Annotated in this window: 23 protein-coding genes and 1 pseudogene; 12 read left to right on the top strand and 12 right to left on the bottom strand. The window is 67.6% G+C overall.

Features of this window, described 5'->3' with window-relative positions; genetic code table 11:
- Positions 1-966 carry an Mrp/NBP35 family ATP-binding protein gene (locus ETX26_RS10155; RefSeq protein ID WP_129524576.1) on the bottom strand — a complete coding sequence of 322 codons (966 nt, stop codon included), beginning with the start codon at positions 964-966 and terminating at the stop codon, positions 1-3.
- Positions 967-1,040: 74 nt separating this feature from the next.
- On the opposite strand from ETX26_RS10155, the gene hflK reads away from it, so the two are divergent.
- From hflK to ETX26_RS10170, 3 genes are all read left to right on the top strand, one after another.
- Positions 1,041-2,189: a protease modulator HflK gene (gene hflK / locus ETX26_RS10160; protein ID WP_225425724.1), complete on the top strand. Its 1,149-nt coding sequence runs from the start codon at positions 1,041-1,043 to the stop codon at positions 2,187-2,189.
- A gap of 1 nt (position 2,190) precedes the next feature.
- Positions 2,191-3,036 (top strand): protease modulator HflC, encoded by an 846-nt coding sequence (gene hflC, locus ETX26_RS10165; RefSeq protein ID WP_129524577.1) that lies wholly within the window; start codon positions 2,191-2,193, stop codon positions 3,034-3,036.
- Between the two features lie 121 nt (positions 3,037-3,157).
- Positions 3,158-4,678, top strand: coding sequence for a Do family serine endopeptidase (locus tag ETX26_RS10170; protein ID WP_225425803.1), 1,521 nt, complete (start codon positions 3,158-3,160; stop codon positions 4,676-4,678).
- 138 nt (positions 4,679-4,816) lie between these two features.
- On the opposite strand, the gene ETX26_RS10175 is transcribed toward ETX26_RS10170, so the two are convergent.
- The 5 genes from ETX26_RS10175 to ETX26_RS10195 form a co-directional block, all read right to left on the bottom strand.
- Entirely contained in the window at positions 4,817-6,988 is a 2,172-nt protein-coding gene (locus tag ETX26_RS10175; protein WP_129524579.1) for a transglycosylase domain-containing protein, read from the bottom strand.
- A 96-nt stretch (positions 6,989-7,084) separates the two neighbouring features.
- Complete coding sequence (gene msrB / locus ETX26_RS10180; RefSeq protein ID WP_129524580.1) at positions 7,085-7,483, bottom strand: peptide-methionine (R)-S-oxide reductase MsrB; 399 nt, start codon at positions 7,481-7,483, stop codon at positions 7,085-7,087.
- A 108-nt stretch (positions 7,484-7,591) separates the two neighbouring features.
- Positions 7,592-8,263 carry a glutathione S-transferase family protein gene (locus tag ETX26_RS10185; RefSeq protein WP_129524581.1) on the bottom strand — a complete coding sequence of 224 codons (672 nt, stop codon included), beginning with the start codon at positions 8,261-8,263 and terminating at the stop codon, positions 7,592-7,594.
- 83 nt (positions 8,264-8,346) lie between these two features.
- On the bottom strand, positions 8,347-8,823 hold the full coding sequence (locus ETX26_RS10190) for a hypothetical protein (RefSeq protein ID WP_129524582.1): 477 nt from the start codon (positions 8,821-8,823) through the stop codon (positions 8,347-8,349).
- 67 nt (positions 8,824-8,890) lie between these two features.
- Positions 8,891-9,259, bottom strand: coding sequence for a hypothetical protein (locus ETX26_RS10195; RefSeq protein WP_225425726.1), 369 nt, complete (start codon positions 9,257-9,259; stop codon positions 8,891-8,893).
- Positions 9,260-9,368: 109 nt separating this feature from the next.
- Here ETX26_RS10195 and ETX26_RS10200 point away from each other — a divergent pair, with 109 nt between their 5' ends.
- The 5 genes from ETX26_RS10200 to fghA all read left to right on the top strand — a co-directional run bounded on the left by ETX26_RS10200 (position 9,369) and on the right by fghA (position 14,225).
- Positions 9,369-10,802 carry an NAD-dependent succinate-semialdehyde dehydrogenase gene (locus ETX26_RS10200; RefSeq protein WP_129524583.1) on the top strand — a complete coding sequence of 478 codons (1,434 nt, stop codon included), beginning with the start codon at positions 9,369-9,371 and terminating at the stop codon, positions 10,800-10,802.
- A gap of 327 nt (positions 10,803-11,129) precedes the next feature.
- Positions 11,130-12,242 (top strand): S-(hydroxymethyl)glutathione dehydrogenase/class III alcohol dehydrogenase, encoded by a 1,113-nt coding sequence (locus ETX26_RS10205; protein WP_129524584.1) that lies wholly within the window; start codon positions 11,130-11,132, stop codon positions 12,240-12,242.
- Between the two features lie 55 nt (positions 12,243-12,297).
- Entirely contained in the window at positions 12,298-12,678 is a 381-nt protein-coding gene (locus ETX26_RS10210) for a VOC family protein (protein ID WP_129524585.1), read from the top strand.
- An 8-nt stretch (positions 12,679-12,686) separates the two neighbouring features.
- Complete coding sequence (locus ETX26_RS10215) at positions 12,687-13,187, top strand: prolyl-tRNA synthetase associated domain-containing protein (RefSeq protein ID WP_129524586.1); 501 nt, start codon at positions 12,687-12,689, stop codon at positions 13,185-13,187.
- A 195-nt stretch (positions 13,188-13,382) separates the two neighbouring features.
- Complete coding sequence (gene fghA, locus ETX26_RS10220; protein ID WP_129524587.1) at positions 13,383-14,225, top strand: S-formylglutathione hydrolase; 843 nt, start codon at positions 13,383-13,385, stop codon at positions 14,223-14,225.
- Between the two features lie 93 nt (positions 14,226-14,318).
- Here fghA and metW read toward each other — a convergent pair whose 3' ends face one another.
- Together metW and metX are read right to left on the bottom strand one after the other, a co-directional pair.
- A complete protein-coding gene (gene metW, locus ETX26_RS10225; protein ID WP_129524588.1) occupies positions 14,319-14,921 on the bottom strand; it encodes a methionine biosynthesis protein MetW in 603 nt (200 codons plus the stop codon).
- Positions 14,914-16,020 carry a homoserine O-acetyltransferase MetX gene (metX, locus tag ETX26_RS10230; RefSeq protein ID WP_129524589.1) on the bottom strand — a complete coding sequence of 369 codons (1,107 nt, stop codon included), beginning with the start codon at positions 16,018-16,020 and terminating at the stop codon, positions 14,914-14,916. Before metX ends, metW begins: the two co-directional genes overlap by 8 nt.
- Positions 16,021-16,190: 170 nt before the next feature.
- Between metX and hisC the strand changes: the two genes are divergently transcribed.
- Both hisC and ETX26_RS10240 read left to right on the top strand, forming a co-directional pair.
- Positions 16,191-17,291 (top strand): histidinol-phosphate transaminase, encoded by a 1,101-nt coding sequence (gene hisC, locus ETX26_RS10235; protein ID WP_129524590.1) that lies wholly within the window; start codon positions 16,191-16,193, stop codon positions 17,289-17,291.
- On the top strand, positions 17,288-18,193 hold the full coding sequence (locus ETX26_RS10240; RefSeq protein WP_129524591.1) for a prephenate/arogenate dehydrogenase family protein: 906 nt from the start codon (positions 17,288-17,290) through the stop codon (positions 18,191-18,193). The genes hisC and ETX26_RS10240 overlap by 4 nt, the downstream gene beginning before the upstream one ends.
- On the opposite strand, the gene ETX26_RS10245 is transcribed toward ETX26_RS10240, so the two are convergent.
- The 4 genes from ETX26_RS10245 to ftsE are packed head-to-tail and all read right to left on the bottom strand — an operon-like array spanning position 18,190 to position 21,067.
- On the bottom strand, positions 18,190-18,876 hold the full coding sequence (locus ETX26_RS10245) for a lysophospholipid acyltransferase family protein (RefSeq protein ID WP_129524592.1): 687 nt from the start codon (positions 18,874-18,876) through the stop codon (positions 18,190-18,192). The two genes, ETX26_RS10240 and ETX26_RS10245, sit on opposite strands and share 4 nt — an antisense overlap.
- Before the next feature lie 6 nt (positions 18,877-18,882).
- Positions 18,883-19,407, bottom strand: a complete 525-nt coding sequence (locus tag ETX26_RS10250) for a YdcF family protein (RefSeq protein WP_129524593.1) — start codon at positions 19,405-19,407, stop codon at positions 18,883-18,885.
- Complete coding sequence (locus tag ETX26_RS10255; protein WP_129524594.1) at positions 19,404-20,336, bottom strand: cell division protein FtsX; 933 nt, start codon at positions 20,334-20,336, stop codon at positions 19,404-19,406. Before ETX26_RS10255 ends, ETX26_RS10250 begins: the two co-directional genes overlap by 4 nt.
- On the bottom strand, positions 20,333-21,067 hold the full coding sequence (gene ftsE, locus ETX26_RS10260) for a cell division ATP-binding protein FtsE (protein ID WP_129524595.1): 735 nt from the start codon (positions 21,065-21,067) through the stop codon (positions 20,333-20,335). Before ftsE ends, ETX26_RS10255 begins: the two co-directional genes overlap by 4 nt.
- Before the next feature lie 155 nt (positions 21,068-21,222).
- Between ftsE and ETX26_RS14580 the strand changes: the two are divergent.
- A pseudogene (locus ETX26_RS14580) lies at positions 21,223-21,279 on the top strand (MJ0042-type zinc finger domain-containing protein); the annotation flags it as partial.
- 273 nt (positions 21,280-21,552) lie between these two features.
- On the top strand, positions 21,553-22,068 hold the full coding sequence (locus ETX26_RS14585; RefSeq protein WP_404825317.1) for a hypothetical protein: 516 nt from the start codon (positions 21,553-21,555) through the stop codon (positions 22,066-22,068).
- The last annotated feature ends 39 nt before the right edge of the window (positions 22,069-22,107 follow it).

A 22,107-nucleotide genomic window follows, 5' to 3' on the forward strand; every position in this document is an offset into this window, starting at 1 on the left:
TCAGGTGTCCGCCCCGTCGAGCCAGCGGACGAGCCTGTCCCCGATCGCGCGGAACGCCTCTCCATGCGCGTCATCACCGGCGGCAGGCGGCGTTCCCGTGTCGCTTGCCTCGCGAATCCCGAGGGCGAGCGGAATGCGCCCGAGGAAGGGCACGCCCTTTTCCGCCGCCGTGGCTTCGCCCCCGCCGGCCCCGAACGGATCGCTGATTTCTCCGCAGTGGGGGCAGGCATAGCCGGCCATGTTCTCGACCAGACCGACGACCGGCACGCCCCCCGCCTCGAACATCTGCATCGCCCGTGTCGCGTCGATAAGCGCGAGGTCCTGCGGGGTGGACACGATCACCGCCCCCGCCGGCTTGAAACGCTGGAGCATGGTCAGCTGCACGTCTCCGGTTCCGGGCGGCAAATCGACCAGCAGCAGTTCGGTATCGCCCCATTGCGCGTCGATGAGCTGGCCCAGCGCACGCCCCGCCATCGGGCCGCGCCAGGCGATCGCGCGGCCGGGCTCGACCAGATGCCCCATCGAGAGCACGCGAACCCCCCACCGGCTTTCGACCGGCACCAACTTGTCGTTCTCCGCCACCGGGCGCTCGCCCTCGTTCGCGAGCAGCTTCGGCTGCGAGGGACCGTAGATGTCCGCGTCGACGATCCCTACCTTCCGCCCGGCTCTGGCGAGAGCGACCGCGAGGTTCGTCGTCAGCGTCGACTTGCCGACGCCGCCCTTGCCCGACCCGATCGCAATGATCCGGCGTGCCGGCCGGTCGGCCATCATCGCAACCCGAACCTCCGCCACGCCCTCCGTTCGGCCGAGCGTGTCTTTCACCGCTGCCTCGATATCGCTGCGGCCCTGCGCGTCGAGACCGGACGCATCGAGGATTGCAGTGACCCTGCCTTCGGCAATGCGCAGCGATCGCACCCGCGCGGCAATTGCGGCGGGCAGGCGGGCTTTCAACTCCTCATCGGTCATCGCGCGCGTCACTAGCACCAAAATCGGCGGCGCAACCCCTGTTTTTCCCGCGATCGCCACCTATAAAGGCTGCCATGAACATCTTGGGCGGTTTTCAGAAACGCATAGCGCTGGCGATGGCCGGCAAGAGCCCGTGGGGCGGCAAACCGGGGGGAAGCGGCGGCAAGGACGGCGAGACGCCGGACGAGACGCCGGCCGAGGATTCGCCGCGCGGCCCACGCAATCCCTGGCTTCCCGGCGGCGGAGGCGACGAGCCGCGCCGATCGGCCAATATCGAGGATATCTTCAAGCATCGCGGCCCCGAAGGCCCGCGCCGTGGCGGCGGCGGACCCCGCTTTCGCCTTCCCGAGGGGCCCGGCGGACGCAGCTGGTTCCCGCTGGCGATCGCCGCGATCGCCGCGATCTGGCTGTTCGTCACCAGCATTCACCAGGTCGCCCCGCGCGAACAGGGAATCGTGACCTGGCTCGGCGGCAAATACTCGCACACGCTCTCGCCAGGCCTCAACTTCACGTTCCCCTGGCCGATCCAGGTGGTGGAAATCGAGAACGTCAGCCAGATCCGTTCGGAAAGCATCCCCGGCACTGACGAGGAAAAGCTGATTCTCACCGGCGACCAGAACCTGGTCGACCTCTCTTACCTGATCCGTTGGAACATCAAGGACCTGAAGCAATTCAGGTTCCAGCTCGCCGATCCGGAGGAGACGATCCGCGAAGTGGCGGAGGCTGCGATGCGCGCCTCGGTTGCAGAGCAGGAACTCGACAGCGTCCTGTCGGGCGCCGGTCGCGCAGAGATCGAGGAACGCGTGCGCACCCGCATGCAGACGATTCTGGACGCCTATCGCGCAGGCGTCGCCGTGCAGGGCATCGAGATCGAGAAGACCGATCCCCCGGTCGAGGTGGTCGAGGCGTTCAAGGACGTTTCGGCTGCCCAGCAGGATGCGGAAACCGCCGTCAACAGCGCGCGCGCCTATGCCCAGCGCGTGCTTGCGCGGGCGCAAGGCGACGCGGCGGCGTTCGACCAGATCTACGAAGAGTATCGCCTGGCGCCCCAAGTCACCCGCCAGCGGCTCTATTACGAAACGATGGAAAGCGTGCTGAGCCAGACCGACAAGACCATAATCGAAGCAGAAGGTGTCACCCCGTACCTTCCACTGCCCGAGGTGCAGCGCCGCTCGCGAGCATCGACTCCGCCCCCGGCGGTAACCACCCCGGAGGGACAGTGACATGACCCGCATCTGGCAGGACCATAAAGGCAGCGTCATTGCGCTCGGCATCGCGCTCCTCGCGCTGCTTTCGAGCATCGCCATCGTGCCCGAGACGCATCAGGCGGTCATCATTCAGGGCGGCCGGCCGGACCGCGTCGCCAACCAGTTCCAGCCCGACGCACCCTATGGTCAGACCGGCGCGGGCATCGTGCTACGCATCCCGGGCTATGAACGCGTGCAGATGATCGACAAGCGCGTGCTGGATCTCGACATGGAGCGGCAGCAGGTGCTTTCGAGCGACCAGCAGCGGCTGCAGGTCGACGCCTATGCCCGCTTCCGCATCATCGACCCCGTGCTGATGGTCGAGAACGCGGGTTCGGAAGAGATCCTGCGGACGCAGTTGTCGCCGATTCTCACCTCGGTGCTGCGGCAGGAACTCGGACGACGGCCCTTCGCCTCTCTGCTGACGGCGGAGCGCGGGACGGCGATGGCGGCGATCCGCGACGCACTCGACCGCGAGGCACGCAGCTACGGGGCGCAGGTGATCGACGTGCGGATCAAGCGCGCCGACCTGCCCGACGGCGCCCCGCTCGCAGCCGCCTTCACGCGCATGCGAACCGATCGCGAGGAGGAAGCGGCGACGATCCGCGCGCAGGGACAGAAGAACGCGCAGATCATTCGCGCCGAGGCCGAAGCCGACGCCGCATCCACTTATGCGGCGGCTTACGGCAAGGACCCGGAGTTCTACGACTTCTACCGGGCGATGGAGAGCTACCGCCGTACGTTCGAACAAGGCGGAGGCGAAAGCACGATGATCCTTTCGCCGGACAATGAGTACCTGCGCCAGTTCCGGGGACAGCGCTGACGCGCGGATATTCAAGTCGGGTTCAGGGCACGATGCCATCTATCCGGCACCGGGACTGAGCCGCCCCTGCGTGGGTATTGAGACTGACGATTACGAGAGGAAGCATAAGGAAGTGACGCCCGTGAAATACGCCTATGGCCTGACTTCGGCGCTCCTTGTCGGCGGCGCAGCGATCTCGCTCGCCACCGGGCATCCTGCGGGAGCCCAGGTTGCACAGAACGACGACAGCCGCATCGCTGGCGCGGTGCCGCGCGCCGGCGCGCCCGAAAGCTTCGCCGAGCTCACCGCCCAGCTTCAGCCCGCGGTGGTCAACATCTCGACCAAGCAGCGGATCGAAGTGCAGAGCATGAACCCGTTCGCCGGCACGCCGTTCGAGGGGCTGTTCGGCCGACGCGGCGGCCAGCAGCAGCCGCAGTATCGCGAGGGGCAGTCGCTCGGTTCGGGGTTCATCGTTTCGGCCGACGGCTACGTGGTGACGAACAACCACGTCATCAGCCCGCCCGGACGTGGTGCAACGGTGGAAGAAATCACCGTGACCATGCCCGACGGCACCGAGTATCCGGCGGAGCTGGTCGGGGCGGATGCCGCCTCTGACCTCGCAGTCCTCAAGATCAACCGCGACGAGCCGTTCCCGTTCGTCGAGTTCGGCGATTCGCGGCAAACCCGCGCAGGCGATTGGGTGATCGCGATCGGCAACCCGTTCGGCCTCGGCGGCACGGTCACCTCCGGCATCGTGTCTTCGGTGCTGCGCACCGCCGGCAGCGGACCCTACGACCGCTATATCCAGACCGATGCGAGCATAAACCGCGGAAACTCGGGCGGTCCGCTGTTCGACATGCGCGGCAACGTCATCGGCATCAATAACGCCATCCTGTCGCCGACCGGCGGCAGCGTGGGCATCGGCTTCGCGATCCCGGCCGAGATTGCCGCCCCGATCGTCGATCAGCTCCGCGAGGGCGAGGAGATCGAGCGCGGCTATCTCGGAGTGCGGATCCAGCAGGTGACCGACGATCTGGCCGACTCGCTCGGCCTGGATCGCAGCCGCGGCGAGTTCGTGCAGTCGGTCGAGCCGGGCGCAGCTGCCGACGAGGCCGGCATTCGCGCTGGCGATGTCGTCGTCAAGGTGAACGGACAGGACGTGACGCCCGATCAGACGCTCTCGTTCCTGGTCGCGAATATCGCCCCGGGTACACGGGTGCCGATCGAGCTCTATCGCGACGGTGAGCGGCGGCGCGTGAACGTGACCGTCGGGAAGCGCCCCAGCGAAGAAGAACTCGCCCAGCAGCAGATGTTCGATCCCGATGCACAGCCGGAAGTTCCGCAAGGAACCGAAGGCGGGGTGATCGGGGAGAGCCTCGGCCTTCAGGTGATGGAACTCACGCCGTCGATCAGGCGCCAGCTCGGCGTGTCGGCGGACACCGCCGGCGTGATCGTCGCGGCGGTCGATCCGAATGCGGATGCGGCCCGCAAGGGCCTGCAGCGCGGCGATATCCTGCTGAGCGCCAACTACAACGACGTCGCCTCCGTGGCGGATCTGGAGCAGGCCGTGCGCGAGACGCAGGAAAGCGGGCGCCAGGCCGTCCTCCTGCGGGTCCAGCGGCGCGGTCAGCCGGCAATCTACGTGCCGATCCGGCTCCGCTGATCGGCCCCTCGCACGCGTAAACAGAGAAGGGCCCTCTTTCGGGAGGGCCCTTTTCTTTTGCGCCCCACACCGCCGGCGCTATCGCGTGGCGGTGCGGGTCGCAGGAGGCGCGCTGCGAGAGACCCGGGGGCCAGGGCCCTAGTCAGTGCCGCCGACGCCGGGCTGCGGGCTGGCCATTGGCGGACGGGGCTGAAGGCGGATCGGCGGCGGGGATGCGCGGCTCTGGGGCTCGGCACGACCGGTCGCGCGATCGAGGAACTCATCGCTTGCCGCCTGGCCTGGATCGCCGCCGTCGCCCGCCGCTTCCGGCGGCTGGCGCGGGCGGTCTGCCGGCGGCACTTCACCCTCGATCGGGAACGGGAACTCGCCGGGCTCGTCCGGGCTGCCCGGCTCGATCAGGTTCCCCTGCTCGTCGATGTAGTAATAGTCGTCCGGCTCGCCGTAGTAGTATTCGTCGTCCGGCTCCAGCTGCCATTCGGGAAGCTGCACTTCGGTGTCGAACTGCTCGACCGGGCGGTCCTTCACCGCATATCGCATGTAGGCCGAGAACGCCTGCGCCGGAGCCCGCCCGCCCTGCAGTCCAGGCACCGCATCGGCATCGTCGCGGCCCATCCACACGCCGGTGGTGATCCCGCTGGAGAAGCCGAGGAACCAGCCGTCCTTGTTCGAGTTCGTGGTGCCGGTCTTGCCCGCGACGGGCCGCCCGATCTGCGCAGCGCGGCCGGTGCCCGTGTTGACCGTGGTCTGCAACAGATCGGTGATCCCGGCGGTGACGTAATCAGGCACCAGCGTTGTCGAGCGTGGCGGCTCGTGCTGGTAGAGCGACTCGCCATCCGCCGTCGTCACCTTGACGATGCCGTAGGGCTCGACCGAAGTCCCCTCCGCGGAAATCGCTGCAAAGGCCCGGGTCATGTCGATCACACGCACTTCCGAGCTGCCGAGCACCATTGCCGGGTAAGTCGAAATCGGGGTCGTGATGCCGAAGCGCTTGGCCATCGAAGCGACCGTGCCGAAACCCACCTCGTTCCCGAGCTGTGCCGCGACGGTGTTCTTCGAATAGGCGAAAGCCGCGCGCAGATCGATCTCGCCGGCATAGGTTCCGCCCGAGTTCCGCGGGCTCCACCCATCGATGGTCACCGGCGCATCGACCACGCGGTCGTCGGGTGTGTAGCCTGCCTCGAGCGCCGCGAGGTAGACAAACAGCTTCCATGCCGAACCGGGCTGGCGCAGCGCGTTCACCGCACGGTTGTAGTTGGTCGCGACGTAGTCGGTTCCGCCGACCATCGCGAGGATCGCGCCGTCGCGATCGAGGCTGACAAGCGCCCCTTGCGCGCCGCTCGGCGTGTTCGATTTTATCGCCGCGGTCGCCGCACGCTGCATGCCGACGTCGATCGTGGTCCACACCTCGATCGGCTCGAACGTTTCAGGCAGCAGAAGGTCGAGCTGCGGAAGCACCCAGTCGGTGAAATAGCGTACCGAGTTCTGGCCGCGCTCCTCCTTGAGATTCACGGCGGAGGGGTCGACGTTTGCCTCGCTCGGCGAAATGCGCCCCTGCTCGCGCATGAGCCGCAGCACGACGTTCGCGCGCCCGACCGCGGCCTCCACATCGGCAGTGGGGGAATAGCGGCTCGGCGCTTTCACCAGCCCGGCGATGATCGCCGCTTCGGCCGTCGATAGCTCGGTCGCCGGGTGGCTGAAGAACTTTCGGCTCGCGCTGTCGACGCCGTAGGCGCCGCCGCCGAAGTAGACCTTGTTGAGATAGAGTTCGAGGATCTGCTCTTTCGAGAACTTGCTTTCCAGCGCGAATGCCAGAACCGCCTCGCGCAGCTTGCGATCGAGCGACCGGTTGGAGTTCAGGAAGATATTGCGCGCGAGCTGCTGGGTAATCGTGGAGGTCGCGGAGATGCGTCCGTCGCCCGTCATCGCCACCCACAGAGCCCGCGCCAGACCGTAGGGGTCGACCCCGAAATGCGAGTAGTAGCGCCGGTCTTCGACCGAGATCATCGCATCCTTCATCACCTGCGGGATCTCGGAACTGTCGAGCCATTCGCCGTAGCTGGGCCCGAGTTCGACAATCTCGGATCCGTCGCGCGCGCGCACGACGATCGTCTGCGCATTCTGCGTCGCCTTGAGTTCGGCATAGCTCGGTAGCGAGCGCGCCGCGAAGGCCACGGCGAGACCGAGGAACAGCGCCCCCAAGAGGGCCAGGGCCCCGCCCCAGATCACCAGCCGGCGCGCCCACAGCCGCCAGCCGCTCGCTTCCCCGCCGGTCGACTTTACCGCTTTCCGCCGGCTCCCCCGCTTCGCCATCAGTATTCGCTTACCTCGTTGCGGACCGCAGCCCGATTACCCGTCGCGTGCCCGATGCATAGGGGAGTTGTAACCCGGCGTGAACGGGCGGCAGGATTAATCCTCGGGCCGGAAATCCAGTGCGGCGCTATTGATGCAATAGCGCAGTCCCTCGGGGCCCGGACCGTCGGGAAAGACATGCCCCAGGTGCCCCGCGCACTTCGAGCAGACGACCTCCGTCCGCACCATGCCGTGCGAGGTGTCGCGATGCTCCTCGACCACGTCGCCTTCGGCCGGCGCGGTGAAGCTCGGCCAGCCCGAGCCGCTGTCGTACTTGGCGGCGCTGTCGAACAGGAGCTGCCCGCAGGCGGCGCAGCGGTACTCGCCGGCTTGCTTGTTCTTCTCGTACTTGCCGGTGAAGGCGCGCTCGGTCCCGCCTTCGCGCAGTACGTGGTATTGCTCGGGCGTCAGGCGTTCGCGCCATTCGGCATCGGAAAGCTGGATCTTGTCGGGCATCGCGAATCTCCAATCCTGGTGCGAGCCCCGGCGAAGGCCGGGGCCTCAGGCAATCAATGTAATACCAGTGGCCTGAGGTCCCCGTCTTCACGGGGACTCATCGCAAAATCAAACGTCCAGTTCGGCGTAGTGGCGCGGCGGCTGGATCACCTCCATCCGCTCCGACAGCAGCGGGCGGAACGAAGGGCGGCTCTTGAACACCGAATACCATCCGCGCGTCTGCTCGTGCCCGGTCCAGTCGATTCCACCGAGGTAGTCGGCGACCGAGATCTGCGCCGCGGCGGCAAGATCGGCCAGGCTCATCGTCGCGCCCGCAAGCCAGGTACGGTTGTCGATCAGCCAGTCGATGTAGTCGAGGTGCCCGTGAGCCAGCTTCATCGCCTCGCGCAGGATCCGCGAGTCGGGGGGCTGGCGCAGGACGAGGCGTTTCTTCATCCGCTCGTGCAGCAGCGGCATGGTGACGTCACCGAAGAAATTTTCGTCGAACAGCGCCACCAGCCGGCGGATTTCCGCCCGGTTGGCAGCCGTGCCGTTGATCATCGGCGCCTTGTCGACCGTCTCCTCGAAATACTCGCAGATCGCGCGGCTGTCGGACAGGGCCAGGCGCCGTTCCGGATCGTAGAGCACCGGGGTCCGCCCGGCCGGGTTGAGCGCCCAGAACTCGTCGCTCGCGTCCCACGGGTTCTCGCGCCACAGCTCGTAGCCGACGCCTTTCTCGCTGAGGAGCAGGCGGACCTTGCGACTGAACGGACAGAGGGGGAACTGATAGAGGCGCCACATATGCGCCCCTGCTCATGCCGCAAGCGCGCGGGGCCGTCTACAGTGCCAGGAGAGGCAAAACAGGGTTTTACGCAGGCGCTGCGTCAGCGGGGACTGCGGGTCGCCTGATCGATGCCGAATTCCAGCCGCTCAGCCATTTCGCGGAGCGCCGGGCGCATCGCTTCCAGGCTGTCGGTCATCGACGCCATAGCACCCATAGCGCGCGGCAGATCGCGGGCGACGCGGGCGGGCACGTCACTCGCCTCGGGCCGCATCTTGCGCAGTGTCAGATCGGGATCCACGCTGCCGGGATCGCGGCCGGCAATTTCGGCCATCGGCTCGACGATCGGCGCCAGCGGCATGTCGAGCAGGATTTCACCCAGGACCGCGACGGTGCTGGCAAGCTCGTTCTGCACCGCGGGGTCGGCGAGCCGCTGCGACAGGGGCTCCTCGTATTCGGCCTCGGGCGCGTAGAGCGGAGCGTCGTGTAGCTCGAAATCGGGCAGCGGCGCGGGTTCGGAGGCGCTGGCGGCCGCCGGAAACGCGAGCGCAGCGGCCGCGCAAAGAGCGAGAATACGCATGGTCGTTCTCCGATTCGTTCGCGGGCGAAGGGTGTCCCAGAGTGCCTGACCGGGCACTGAACGGCCCTTACAGCCCCGAAGCGTCGAGCAGCAGCATGCAGGGCGGCATGGCCCGATCGAGCGCCCCTTCCTCGCGCAGCGATTCGACTTCCGCGCCGAGGAGCCCGGCGACCGCGTCGCGGCTCAGGCCGGTCTCGTCCATGATCCGCGCGGAGGTGCGGACGAAGAATTCGCGCCCTCGCTCGCCGATGGCCGGGTAAGCGGTCATCGCCGCATCGCCGCGGGCCTGCCCTTCGGCGACCAAAGCGAAGGCGACCGAGCAGCGCAGGGCGGTGCGCTGCTCGATGGTGAGATTCAGCTTCGGCGGCTCCTGCGCCTGCGCGGTCGATGCGAGCGAGGCCAGCGCCAGCACGACGGTGGTGAGAAAGCGGGTCATGACCGCGCCCTATACGAGGCAAGATGAACGATTGCCTAGGCCGGCACGGTTGACGCGCCTCGCGCGCGCGGCCATCCCCCGCGCAAACGCGACTAGAGGAGCTGCAGCCATGGCCGATTACCCTTCCCTCCACCTCCTGATCGGCGGCGAACAGGTGACCGGCGGCGGGCGCGAAACCGAAGAGGTGATCGATCCGGCCACCGGCGAGACGATCGGCACTCTGCCCCGCGCAAGCACCGAGGATCTCGACCGCGCGCTCGACGGCGCAAAGCGGGGCTTTCGCACGTGGCGCGATACGCCGGCGGATAAGCGCGCCGCGATCCTGACCAAGGCCGCTGGGCTGCTCAAGGAGCGGGTCAGCCAGATCGCGCCCGCGATCACGCGCGAGCAGGGCAAGCCGGTCAAGGACGCGATGGGCGAAGTGATCTATTCGGCCATGCTGCTCGAGTTCTACGCCGGCGAGATCAAGCGCATCTACGGCCGTACGCTGGTGCGTCCCACGGGCCAGCGGGTCGAAGTCCAGTACCATCCGATCGGCCCGGTTGCGGGCTTCGCCGCGTGGAACTTCCCGATGATCAACGTCGTGCGCAAGATCGGCGGCGCGCTTGCGGCCGGCTGCTCGGTGATCGTCAAGCCGTCGGAAGAAACCCCGGCGGGCGGCATCGCGCTGGTCCAGGCGCTGCTCGACGCGGGCGTGCCGGGCGATGCGGTGCAGTGCGTGTTCGGCGTGCCCGATACGGTCAGCCGCCACCTGCTCGGCTCGCCCATTATCCGCAAAGTGACCTTCACCGGCTCGACCGCAGTCGGCAAGCACCTCGCCCGCCTCGCCGCGGATGACCTCAAGGTCGCGACGATGGAACTCGGCGGCCACGGCCCGGTGCTGGTGTTCAACGACAGCGACGTCGACAAGGTGCTCGATACCATGGTCGCGGCCAAGTACCGCAACGCGGGCCAGGTCTGCGTCAGCCCGACGCGTTTCCTGATCGAGGAGGACGTGTTCGAGCGCTTCCGCGACGGCTTCGTCGAGCGCGCCAGGACGGTGAAGGTCGGCAGCGGCTTCGAGGAGGACACGCAGATGGGCCCGATGGCCAATGCGCGCGGCCCCGATTCGCTGGCGAAGCTGATCGGCAACGCGAAGGACAAGGGCGCGAACCTGCTCACCGGGGGCGAGCGGATCGGCAACCGCGGCTTCTTCCACGAGCCCACCGTGCTTTCCGAAGTGCCGGTCGACGCCGACATCATGAACAACGAGCCGTTCGGCCCGGTTGCGCTGCTCAACCCGATGAAGGACGAGGACAGCATGATCGAGGAGGCGAACCGCCTGCCCTACGGCCTTGCCGCCTACGCCTGGACCCAGGACCCGGCGCGCCGCAGCCGCCTCGCCGCCGAGATCGAGACCGGCATGCTGGCGATCAACGGCGCCAACGTGTCGGGAGTCGACGCGCCGTTCGGCGGCGTGAAGTGGTCGGGCTACGGCAGCGAGGATGGGCGCGAGGGGGTCATGGCATGCATGGTGCCCAAGACCGTGCACGAGGCGGACTGACCCCAGCTTTCTAACCTATATGGTTATTTTCCTTGACATCATGGCGCCATTAGGTTAGGTGATCAGAATGACCATAGCGCGATTCGCCAATTGGTAATCAAAGCCGGGTTGGTCAGCTGAAGCCGAAAGTTCGACGCATCATCCCCGTCATGCTGAACTCGTTTCAGCACCCATCGTGCCTCCGGAACCGACTGCACGAAAGGACGAATGGGCCCTGAAACAAGTTCAGGGTGACGGCTCTGCAAGGTATGAACTTCGTTTCCGTCATACTAGGACCCGGACCCGATAACAACCAATCCCCCCTAAGATGTTTACAGGAGTGCCCCGATGAAAACCCGCGCCGCCGTCGCCTTCGAGGCGAAGAAGCCGCTCGAGATCGTCGAGCTCGATCTCGAAGGGCCGAAGCAGGGCGAAGTGCTGGTCGAGATCATGGCGACCGGGATCTGCCACACCGACGCCTACACGCTCGACGGCCTCGATTCCGAGGGCATCTTCCCGAGCGTGCTGGGCCATGAGGGCGCAGGGATCGTGCGCGAGGTGGGCGCCGGCGTGACCAGCGTGAAGCCGGGCGACCACGTGATCCCCCTCTACACCCCCGAGTGCCGCCAGTGTAAGTCGTGCCTTTCCGGCAAGACCAACCTGTGCACCGCAATCCGCGCCACCCAGGGCAAGGGGCTGATGCCGGACGGGACCAGCCGCTTCTCCTACAAGGGCCAGGCGATCTTCCACTACATGGGCTGTTCGACGTTCTCGAACTTCACCGTGCTGCCCGAGATTGCCGTGGCGAAGATCCGCGAGGACGCGCCGTTCCAGACGAGCTGCTACATCGGCTGCGGCGTCACGACGGGCGTGGGCGCGGTGGTCAACACCGCCAAGGTCCAGGTCGGCGACAACGTCGTGGTGTTCGGCCTCGGCGGGATCGGCCTCAACGTGATCCAGGGCGCGAAGCTCGCCGGGGCGAACATGATCGTCGGGATCGACATCAATCCGGACCGCGAGGAATGGGGCCGCAAGTTCGGCATGACCCACTTCCTGAACACCAAGGGCATGAGCCGCGACGAAGTCGTTGCCAAGGTAGTCGAGCTGACCGACGGCGGCGCCGACTACAGCTTCGACTGCACCGGTAACACCGAAGTCATGCGCACAGCGCTCGAATGCTGCCACCGCGGCTGGGGCACTTCGGTCGTCATCGGCGTGGCCGAGGCGGGCAAGGAAATCTCCACCCGCCCGTTCCAGCTCGTCACCGGCCGCAACTGGCGCGGCACCGCGTTCGGCGGCGCGCGCGGCCGGACAGACGTGCCGAAGATCGTCGACTGGTACATGGACGGCAAGATCCAGATCGACCCGATGATCACCCACGTCCTCAGCCTCGAAGAGATCAACAAGGGCTTCGACCTGATGCACGCGGGCGAGAGCATCAGGAGCGTCGTCGTCTATTGACCGGCATTTCGCGCCCGATAAAGGTGGCGAATCGAAACTGAGTGGAGGGCACGGAATGTTCAGTCACATGATGGTCGGATCGAACGATCTCGACCGGTCCAAGACGTTCTATGATGCGACGTTCAAGGCGTTCGGCGGCAGAGAAGGGATCGTCGATCCCAAAGGCCGCCTCGTCTACAGGCACAACGGCGCCACATTCCTCGTGACGACACCGATCGACGGTCAGCCGGCAACACATGGCAACGGCTGCACCGTCGGTTTCGCCATGACGCCGGAGCAGGCCGATGCCTGGCACAAGGCGGGTGTCGAGAACGGCGGCACCGCAATCGAAGACCCGCCGGGCGTGCGCGAAAACTACGGTCTGAAGCTCTATCTCGCTTACCTGCGCGATCCCGACGGCAACAAGCTCTGCGCGCTCCACCGGATGGAATCCTGACGCGCGCCATGCGCGGCGAAGCGGGATTGCTGGCGGACCTGGCGTCGCTCGCGATCCCCCATTCGCTGCACGAGCATCCGGCGGTCTTCACCGTCGCCGAAAGCCGCGCGCTCGACCGCGACATTCCGGGCGAGCACACCAAGAACCTGTTCCTGAAGGACACCGCCGGTGCGTTCTGGCTGGCGACCGTGCCGGCCGAGGCGCGGGTCGACCTCAAGGCGCTGCCGCAGGCGATCGGCTGCAAGCGGGTGAGCTTCGCAAAAGCGGAGGATATGCAGCGTCTGCTCGGCATAGCACCGGGCTCGGTCACTCCGCTCGCCATGATCAACGCCGAACCGGGCAGCGTGACCGCGGTGCTCGACGCAAGGCTGGCCGAAGCGGAGCGGATCAACGTCCACCCGCTGCGCAACACCGCGACCGTGGGGCTGGCGGGCGCCGACGTCCTCCGGCTGCTCCGGCGCTGGGGGCACGCTCCGCTGGTGGCCGAGGTTCCGACGGTCCAGGCCTGATCCTCCCCATTTTTGCGAAGCCAAATGGGGAGGTGGCAGCGCGCCGCGCTGACGGAGGGGCTAAAGGCACGCCGCTGACGCAGCGCAATACCCCTCCACCGCGCGCGGCGCCCGCGGTCCCCCTCCCATTTGCACTTCGTGAAAAGGGGGAGGATCGGCTTCGACACGCGCGCGGCGAACGGATAGGGAGGGCGGATGAAACTCGAGACCATCAGCACCAATCGCAGCCACGGCGGCACGCAGGGCGTCTATTCTCACCAGTCGGCGGAGACCGGGACCGGGATGACCTTCTCGGTCTTCGTGCCCGAGCATGCCGACGGCGCGAAGCTGCCCGTGCTCTGGTATCTCTCGGGCCTGACTTGCACCCACGCCAACGTCACCGAGAAAGGCGAATACCGCGCGGCCTGCGCCGAGCACGGCGTGATCTTCGTCGCCCCCGACACCAGCCCACGCGGCGACGACGTGCCCGATGCCGAGGGCGAATACGATTTCGGCAAGGGCGCCGGCTTCTATGTCGATGCGACCGAGCAGCCCTGGGCGGCGCACTACCGCATGCGCAGCTATGTCGAGCGCGAACTGCCCGAAGTGATCGCGGCGAATTTCCCGGCGGACATGGCGCGTCAGTCGATCACCGGCCATTCGATGGGCGGCCACGGTGCGCTGACCATCGGCCTGCGCAATCCGGAGCGCTTCCGCTCGATCAGCGCCTTCTCCCCGATCGTCGCGCCGAGCGAGGTGCCGTGGGGCGAAAAGGCCCTCGGCCGCTATCTCGGAGCCGACCGCGCATCATGGCGCGAGTACGACGCGGTCGCCCTGATCGAAAGCGGCGCGCGCCACGACCACATCCTCGTCGATCAGGGCACCGCCGACGACTTCCTGGTCGAACAGCTCCGCACCCACCGCTTGGCCGAAGCCTGCGAAGCCGCCGGCCTCGACGCCACGATCCGCCTCCAAGCCGGCTACGACCATTCCTACTACTTCATCTCGACCTTCATGGCCGAGCACGTCGGGTGGCATGCGGAGAAGTTACGCTCCTGAGAGCCGTGAGTCCCCGCGCAGGCGGGGACCTCGGGCCATCGGGCGGAACGCCAGCGGCCTGAGGCCCCCGCCTGCGCGGGGGCTCGCAGCAAACTACCCCCGCCGCACCTCGAACAGCGCGTATTCGGCGCGCCAGTTGGCGCCGGCGGCGCCGATCTCGCGGTCGCGGGTGAAGAACCAGCGGTTCTCGATGGCGATGCCGAGGTCGCGCGCCAGTTCTTCGAAATCGCGCACGGTCATGTGGTGGATGTTCTCGGTCTCGTACCAGGTCACCGGCAAGTGGCGCGTCACCGGCATGCGGCCGCGGCTCAGCAGGGCCCAGCGCATGCGCCAGTAGGCGAAGTTGGGGAAGCTGACGAAAGCGCGGCGGCCGACCCGCAGCAGCTCGGCCAGCATCCGGTCGGGCCGCGCGGCGGTCTGCAGCGTCTGGCTGAGGATCGCCACGTCGAACGCGCCGTCGGGGTAGAACGCGAGGTCGCGGTCGGCGTCCCCCTGCACCACGCTGAGGCCGCGCGCGACGCAGCGTTCGACCAGCGCGCCGTCGATCTCGATCCCGCGCGCGTCGACTTGCTTGCCGTCGCGCAGGGCCGCCATCAGCGCGCCGTCGCCGCAGCCGATGTCGAGCACGCGCACGCCGGCGGGCACGTGGCGCGCAATCACTGCGAGATCCGAACGCAAGGTTGACGCGTCAACCATCGAGGAAGCCTTTCACCACGCGGTCGAGCGCCGGCACGTCGAGCAGGAAGCTGTCGTGCCCGAACGGTGCCGAGAGTTCGACGAAGCTGACCGGCGCGCCCGCCGCGTTGAGCGCATGCACCACGTGGCGGCTCTCGGCGGTGGGATAGAGCCAGTCGGTGTCGAAGCTGACGAGGCAAAAGCGCGCGCCCTTGCCCATGGCGTGCCCGGCGAAGGCGTCGGCCAGCTTGCCGCCGTGTTCCTCCGCGATGTCGAGGTAGTCCATCGCGCGGGTGATATAGAGGTAGGAATTGGCATCGAACCGCCGCGTGAAGCCGCTGCCCTGATAGCGCAGGTAGCTCTCGACCTGGAAATCGGCGTCGAAGCCGAAGCTCTTCGCATCGCGGTCCTGCAGGCGGCGGCCGAACTTCTCGGTCAGGCCCGCTTCCGAGAGGTAGGTGATGTGCGCCGCCATGCGCGCGACCGCGAGGCCGGCGTCGGGCGCGCTGCCGTGGCCGTAGTAGTCGCCGTCGCGCCAGTTGGGATCGGCCATGATCGCCTGCCGTCCCACTTCGTGAAACGCGATGTTCTGCGCCGAATGCCGCGCCGTCGTCGCAATCGCGAGCACGCGCTCGGCGCGGTCGGGGAAGTTGGCGGCGAGGCTCAGCGTCTGCATCCCGCCCATCGATCCGCCGACGACCGCGTGCAGCCGCTCGATCCCAAGCCCGTCGAGCAGGGCGACGAGCCCGCGCACCATGTCGCGGATGGTGATGACCGGGAAGCGCATCGCCCAAGGGCGCCTGTCGGGCGCCGCGCTGGCCGGGCCGGTCGAGCCCATGCAGCTGCCGATCACATTGGCGCAGATCACGTGGTAGCGGCTCGTGTCGATCGGCTTGCCGGGGCCGACCATCCGCTCCCACCAGCCGGGCTTGCCGGTCACCGGGTGCGGGCTCGCGAGGTACTGGTCGCCGGTGAGCGCGTGGCAGACGAGGATCGCGTTGGACTTGTCCGCCGCCAGCTCGCCGTAGGTCTCGTAGGCGATCGCCGCGCCCTCGAGCGCCTGCCCGCCATCGAGCGGCAGGGGGTGAGGGAGACGGAAGACTTGTGAGGAGGCGTTCAAACCGGACCTTGGAACAGCAAAAAGAACGGTGCTTCGATCCTTCGGCAGGCTCAGGATCTAGCACGAACGAGTTGGTGAACGTCACCCTCTAACCGTTCGCCCTGAGCTTGTCGAAGGGCCGTTTTTTCTTTCTCGCGAACTCAACGAGGTTGTCCTATCGCGCGTTCAACATGAGCGCCAGCCCCACCCCCAAGCCCTGGATCGAGGGCATTCACGCCTACGTGCCGGGCAAGGCCCGCTCTGCCGACGGGCGCGAGCTGGTCAAGCTCTCGGCCAACGAGAACCCGCTGGGCACGAGCCCGGCAACGCTGGCCGCGCTGACACAGGCCGCGCCGCCAGCGCGCTACCCCGACCCGGACGCGAGTGCGCTGCGCCAAGGCATCGGCGCGCTGCACGGGATCAATCCCGCGCGCATTGTCTGCGGCACCGGTTCGGACGAACTGCTCAATCTCGCCACGCAAGGCTATGCCGGGCCCGGCGACGAGGTGCTGTTCACCCGCTACAGCTTCGCCGTCTACGACATTGCCGCCCGCCGCTGCGGCGCAGTGCCGGTCGAAGCGCCGGATGCCGACTACGGGGCCGATGTCGATGCCCTGCTCGCCGCAGTGACCGAGCGGACGCGCGTGGTCTTCCTCGCCAACCCGAACAATCCCACGGGAAGCTTCCTACCGGCCGGCGAGGTCGCCCGGCTCCATGCGCGACTGCCGCGCGACGTGCTGTTCGTGCTCGATCAGGCCTATGCCGAATACCTCGCGCCCGAGGACGACGACTGCGGCCTCGCGCTCGCGGGCCGGCACGACAACGTGCTCGTCACGCGCACGTTCTCCAAGATCTACGGCCTTGCCGGAGAGCGGATCGGCTGGGCGACCGGGGCGCCGGGGATCGTCGATACCCTCAACCGCATCCGCGGCCCCTTCAACGTCACCAACCACGGCCAGGCGGCGGCGCTCGCCGCGCTCGGCGATCAAGAGTTCGTCCGTCGCTCGCGCGAGCACAACACCGCCGAACTGGTGCGATTCTCGGATGCGATCGGCGCGCTGGGCAACCACGGGCTGCGTGCTCTGCCGAGCAAGGGCAACTTCGTGCTCGTGCTGTTCGAAGGCGCTCTCGGCGCCGCCGCAGCGCTCGACGGGCTGGCCGAGGCCGGCTTCGCGGTGCGCCACCTTCCCGGCCAGGGGCTCCCGCAGGCGCTGCGGATAACCATCGGCACGCGCGAGCAGATGGATGCCGTTGCGCAACGTCTGCGCGCCTTGGCGGAGGCGGCGCGGTGAGCATCGAGCGCGTCGCGATCATCGGCCTCGGCCTGCTCGGCGGGTCGGTCGGGCTTGCCATTGCCGAGCATTTGCCGGACGTGAGGACTACCGCATACGACGCCGACCCGGCCGTACGCCGCCGCGCAGCCGAACGAGGACTCGCCGGGACCGTCTGCGAAACGGCCGGCGAGGCCGTGACCGGCGCCGATCTCGTTCTCTTCTGCGTGCCCGTAGGTGCGATGGCGCAGGCGGCCGCCATGATTGCCGGCCATCTGTCCGGCGATGCGATCGTCAGCGACGTCGGTTCTTCGAAGCAATCGGTGATGGAGGCGCTTCGCGAGGCACTGCCCGGCCGCACCGTCATTCCCGCGCATCCGGTGGCGGGTACCGAGCAGAGCGGCCCCGACGCCGGCTTCGCCAGCCTGTTCCGGCAGCGCTGGTGCATTCTCACTCCGCCGAGCAACGTCGATCCCGCCGCAATCGCGGAGCTGACCCGCTTCTGGGAGGCGCTCGGCGCGAAAGTCGAGATCATGGACGCCGCGCATCACGATCTCGTGCTCGCCGTCACCAGCCACATTCCGCACCTGATCGCCTACACCATCGTCGGCACCGCCTCCGATCTCGAGGAGGTCACGCGCAGCGAGGTCATCAAGTATTCGGCCGGCGGCTTCCGCGACTTCACCCGCATCGCCGCGAGCGATCCGACCATGTGGCGCGACGTGTTCCTCTCCAACCGCGACGCGGTTCTGGAGATGCTCGGCCGCTTCAACGAAGACCTCACGGCGCTCCAGCGCGCGATCCGGCGGGGAGACGGGGAGGCGCTGTTCGACCTCTTCACCCGCACGCGCGACATACGCCGCTCGATCGTCGAGCAGGGCCAGGACGATGCGCGGCCCGATTTCGGCCGCAAGGATCACTAAGTCGGGTTGAGCGCATTGATCGCTTCCAGCACCTGCCGCTCGATCTCGGGGCGCGGCAAGCCCGGAGGGATCGGCTCGGCGAAGCGATAGGTCACCGTGCCGGGGCGCTTGAGCCGGCGGTGGTAGAGCGGCCCGCTGTCGATCGCCACCGGCACCACAGGCAGTCCGAGCAGCTTGTAGAGCCCCGCAAATCCCGCTTGGAGCTGGTGCCGCTCCCCATGCGGCACGCGGGTACCTTCGGGAAAGATCACCAGTGGCCGGCCTTGCGCGGAATAGGTCCGCGCCGAGGAGATCATGGCGCGCAGGGCCCGCGCCCCCTCATCGCGGGCGACCGGAACGCAGCCGTAGGCGCGCGCCGCGCGGCCCCAGCCGGGGATACGGAACAGCTCGCGCTTGGCGAACGGCACTGGCTGATCGAACAGGCAGGGCGCGTCGATCGCCTCGAAGAAGCTTTCGTGCCGGATGGCATAGAGCGCGGGACCTGCAACCGGCGCTCCTTCGACGCGCACGGCGATGCCCAGAAAAACGCGTGCGCAGAGCCGGTGGAAACAACACCAACCGTCCACGACCCGGCCGAGAACCCGCGTTCCCAGCGGAATCGAGGCAACCGCGGCGAGCACGTAGCCCGCACTCCCAAGATAGAACACGACATAGAACGCGAGGTTACGGAGAAGAAGCGTCACCTGCCGCTACCCCAAGCGGCTAACAACGCTGACGAGCAGCTTGTGGTATTCGAGGAAAAGGTCACCCAGCGAGGGGTGCGAAGGTACGGCGTCCCACACCACCGTGACGCCGTCGGGCAGAGTGCGTGCCAGCTCGCCGGCGGCGCGGCGCATGTGCCAGTCCGTCGTGACGAGGCGGAGCGATCCGATGTCATGCATTTCGACCCACTGGGCGGTTTCCGACGCGTTGCTACGCGTGTCGACAGCCGCGAAGCCGAGCGAGACGCAGCACGCCATCACGTCCGCGGGCACGCCGAACTGCGCGGCGAACTCCGCCTGTCTGACTTCCGGATCGACGCCGGTCACGAGCATCATCCCGGCCTGCCGTTCGCGGAGCACCTCCAGCCCTCGCTCGATCCGCCCCGCGCTGCCGGTCGGGACGATCACCGCATCGGTACGCACATTTTCGGCTGGTCCGGGCAGCGCAATCGCAAACCACAGAAAGCCCAGGGCCCAGAGGATCGCCAACGCGGACAGGATGCGGCCGATCACAGCATTCTCCTCACGGCGGCGAGCACCGTCAGCCGCGCGGTAATCACTGCGATGGCGACACCGGCGACAGGGATTGCCGCGAGAGTCAGCCAGTCGGGCAGGGTCAATCCGCCCCCAGCCACCATACCCGAGGCGAGCGCTGCGAACTGGCGGCCGAGCACTACCACTCCCGCAATGCCGATCGCCAGGCCCACTGCACCGCCTAGCGCCGCATCGTAGCCAACCGAGCGTTGAAAGATGCGGGCGATCTGCCCGTCTGTGCCGCCGAGAAGGTGGACGATTTCGATCGTGTTGCGGTTGCTGCCGAGCGCGGAACGCGCTGCAAGCCAGACGGCCGCCGCGCTGGTCAGCGCCAGCAGCACGACCAGCGCGATCGCCAGCCACTGGAGCGAGGTGATCGCGCCGAACACTGGCTGCAGCCAACCCGATTGCGCGTCGACGCGCGCGTCGGGCGCGACGTCGAGCAGTCGCGTCTGAAGCCGGTCGATCGCGGCACGGTCGGCAGCGCCGCGCAGGCGAACGTCGATCAGGGCCGGGACGGGTACGGTCGCATCGGCCGAGCCCACGCCGAGCCACGGCTCGAGCAAGGCATCGAGTTCGGCTTCCGGCACGCGGCGGTAGCTCGCGACCGCGGGGTCGGCAGCAAGCGCCGTTTCGACCGCGCGTGCCTGCTCCTCGCGCGCGGCGGGAAACGCCTCGATCACCTGCACCGTCGCGCCGCCCGACAGCTCGGCGCGCGCGGCCTCGACCATGTTCTGCAGGGCGAGTCCGCCCGCGGCCGCGACCACCGTCAGCGCGACCATGATCGCTATCACCCACGGCATCGGCCCGGCGAGCCGTGCCTGTGGCACCAGCCGCGCGGCACGGTCGCCGCCAAACGGGGAGAGGCCGCGCACGACAGCACGATTGAGCGCAGACGTGCGTGTCATGATGCGGGCCTTTCACGATGCGCGGCGCGCGGGGGATAGCGTAGCGCCCCCGTGGGATCGGACAGCTGCCCCTTGTCGAGCCGCATGATCAGCGAGTCGGGCACCTTCTTGAGCAAATGCACATCGTGCGTTGCGACCACCACGGTCGTGCCCAGGCGATTGAGCGCTTCGAACAGGCGCAACAACTTCAGGGCCATTTCGGGATCGACGTTGCCGGTCGGCTCGTCGGCTATCAGCATGTCGGGCCGACCGATCACCGCGCGCGCGATCGCCACCCGCTGCTGCTCCCCCCCGGAGAGCGTCGCCGGGCGCGCTTCGTGGCGGTGCGAAAGTCCGACCCAGTCGAGCATGTCGGCGACAGGCTTCGCAATATCGGATTCCGGTACGCCGGAGACACGCAGCGGCAGCGCGACGTTGTCGAATGCAGACAAATGCGACACGAGCCGGAAATCCTGGAACACCACGCCCAGCCGGCGGCGGAAGGCCGGCAGGCGCGCGCGCGGCAGGGTGATGACGTCGGCCCCGAACATCCGGATTGCCCCGCGCGATGGGCGTTGCGCGAGGTAGAGCAGCTTGAGCAGCGAGGTCTTGCCCGCGCCGCTCGCTCCGGTGAGGAAATAGAAGCTGCCCGGGTAGAGCGTGAAGGATACGTCGCGCAGGACCTCTCCCTCGGTGCCGTAGCGCAAGCCGACGTTGTCGAACGCAACGATCTCGCTGTCGAAATCGCTCATAGACGGGGAGCCGTCCGCAGTGTCGGAAGATCGCAACTCGGCATGTGCGCGCGGCTATAGCGGCGCTTCGATGTGGAAAAAAGCCGCTCGCTCACTCCCCCGTCGCGGGCAAGTCTTGTTGGGTTTCACGCCCCGCCGTAAGGATGGCGGTTACGATGATCATCGCCTGCCCCGCCTGCTCGACCCGCTACGTCGTGCCAGACAGCGCTATCGGAGTCGACGGGCGCACGGTGCGGTGCGCGAAGTGCAGGCATAGCTGGTTTCAGGAGGGGACGGGAGCAGGAGCGGACGAGAGCGAGCCTCCACATGCTTCGCCGCCGCCGCCCGAACCGCCCCGGCCCGCTCCGCCTCCTGTGGCCCCCGCGGCCCCTTCTTCGCCGCCTGCAACAACCGAACCGCCGATCGCGCGGCCCGAAGCGCACGATCCGCCGGAAGACGCAGCTCCGCCCCCGCCGCCGGCGCCGGGCTTCGACGAACCACCTCCCGTGGCCGAAACTGCCGCGGCTGCGCCGCAGCCCGACCAGCCCGAGGACGATTATTCTCCATTCTCGGCTGAGCCGCCGTTCCGGCCGCGGCGCAACCCGCTGAGGATATGGACCGCCGCCGCGGCGGTCTTCGCGGTGCTGGCGCTCGGCACGATCGGAGCAGTCAGCTACTGGGGCCTGCCGGACTGGGTTCCCGTCAGCCGTCCGGTCTTTGCCATGCAGCAGCCGGACCTCGTTCTGGAATTTCCACCCGAGCAGCAGGATCGGCGCACCCTGCCCAATGGCACCGAATTCTTCGGCGCTAGCGGCACAATCACCAACGTGGGGCGGGAGACGCACACCATACCCTCGATCCTGATCGTCATGCGGGATGCGCGCGACCGGATCGTCTACAGCTGGGAAGTCGCCCCGCCCAAAGCGCAACTCGCCCCGGGCGAGAGCGTGACGATCAACGAGGCGGTGACCGACGTTCCGAAATCCGCCAAATTCGCGGAAATCGGCTGGAAGCCGGACTGAATCCACAGCAGCCGCAAGACCCGTGCTCAAACCGCTTGC

The organism is Pelagerythrobacter rhizovicinus, from assembly GCF_004135625.1.
Lineage (GTDB): Bacteria > Pseudomonadota > Alphaproteobacteria > Sphingomonadales > Sphingomonadaceae > Pelagerythrobacter > Pelagerythrobacter rhizovicinus.

Excerpts from the sequence above, each read along its gene's own strand:
- ETX26_RS10155 (WP_129524576.1), bottom strand. The coding sequence starts at position 966 with ATGACCGATGAGGAGTTGAAAGCCCGCCTGCCCGCCGCAATTGCCGCG.
- hflK (WP_225425724.1), top strand. The coding sequence starts at position 1,041 with ATGAACATCTTGGGCGGTTTTCAGAAACGCATAGCGCTGGCGATGGCC.
- hflC (WP_129524577.1), top strand. The coding sequence starts at position 2,191 with ATGACCCGCATCTGGCAGGACCATAAAGGCAGCGTCATTGCGCTCGGC.
- ETX26_RS10175 (WP_129524579.1), bottom strand. The coding sequence starts at position 6,988 with ATGGCGAAGCGGGGGAGCCGGCGGAAAGCGGTAAAGTCGACCGGCGGG.
- msrB (WP_129524580.1), bottom strand. The coding sequence starts at position 7,483 with ATGCCCGACAAGATCCAGCTTTCCGATGCCGAATGGCGCGAACGCCTG.
- ETX26_RS10185 (WP_129524581.1), bottom strand. The coding sequence starts at position 8,263 with ATGTGGCGCCTCTATCAGTTCCCCCTCTGTCCGTTCAGTCGCAAGGTC.
- ETX26_RS10190 (WP_129524582.1), bottom strand. The coding sequence starts at position 8,823 with ATGCGTATTCTCGCTCTTTGCGCGGCCGCTGCGCTCGCGTTTCCGGCG.
- ETX26_RS10195 (WP_225425726.1), bottom strand. The coding sequence starts at position 9,259 with ATGACCCGCTTTCTCACCACCGTCGTGCTGGCGCTGGCCTCGCTCGCA.
- ETX26_RS10200 (WP_129524583.1), top strand. The coding sequence starts at position 9,369 with ATGGCCGATTACCCTTCCCTCCACCTCCTGATCGGCGGCGAACAGGTG.
- ETX26_RS10205 (WP_129524584.1), top strand. The coding sequence starts at position 11,130 with ATGAAAACCCGCGCCGCCGTCGCCTTCGAGGCGAAGAAGCCGCTCGAG.
- ETX26_RS10210 (WP_129524585.1), top strand. The coding sequence starts at position 12,298 with ATGTTCAGTCACATGATGGTCGGATCGAACGATCTCGACCGGTCCAAG.
- ETX26_RS10215 (WP_129524586.1), top strand. The coding sequence starts at position 12,687 with ATGCGCGGCGAAGCGGGATTGCTGGCGGACCTGGCGTCGCTCGCGATC.
- fghA (WP_129524587.1), top strand. The coding sequence starts at position 13,383 with ATGAAACTCGAGACCATCAGCACCAATCGCAGCCACGGCGGCACGCAG.
- metW (WP_129524588.1), bottom strand. The coding sequence starts at position 14,921 with ATGGTTGACGCGTCAACCTTGCGTTCGGATCTCGCAGTGATTGCGCGC.
- hisC (WP_129524590.1), top strand. The coding sequence starts at position 16,191 with ATGAGCGCCAGCCCCACCCCCAAGCCCTGGATCGAGGGCATTCACGCC.
- ETX26_RS10255 (WP_129524594.1), bottom strand. The coding sequence starts at position 20,336 with ATGACACGCACGTCTGCGCTCAATCGTGCTGTCGTGCGCGGCCTCTCC.
- ftsE (WP_129524595.1), bottom strand. The coding sequence starts at position 21,067 with ATGAGCGATTTCGACAGCGAGATCGTTGCGTTCGACAACGTCGGCTTG.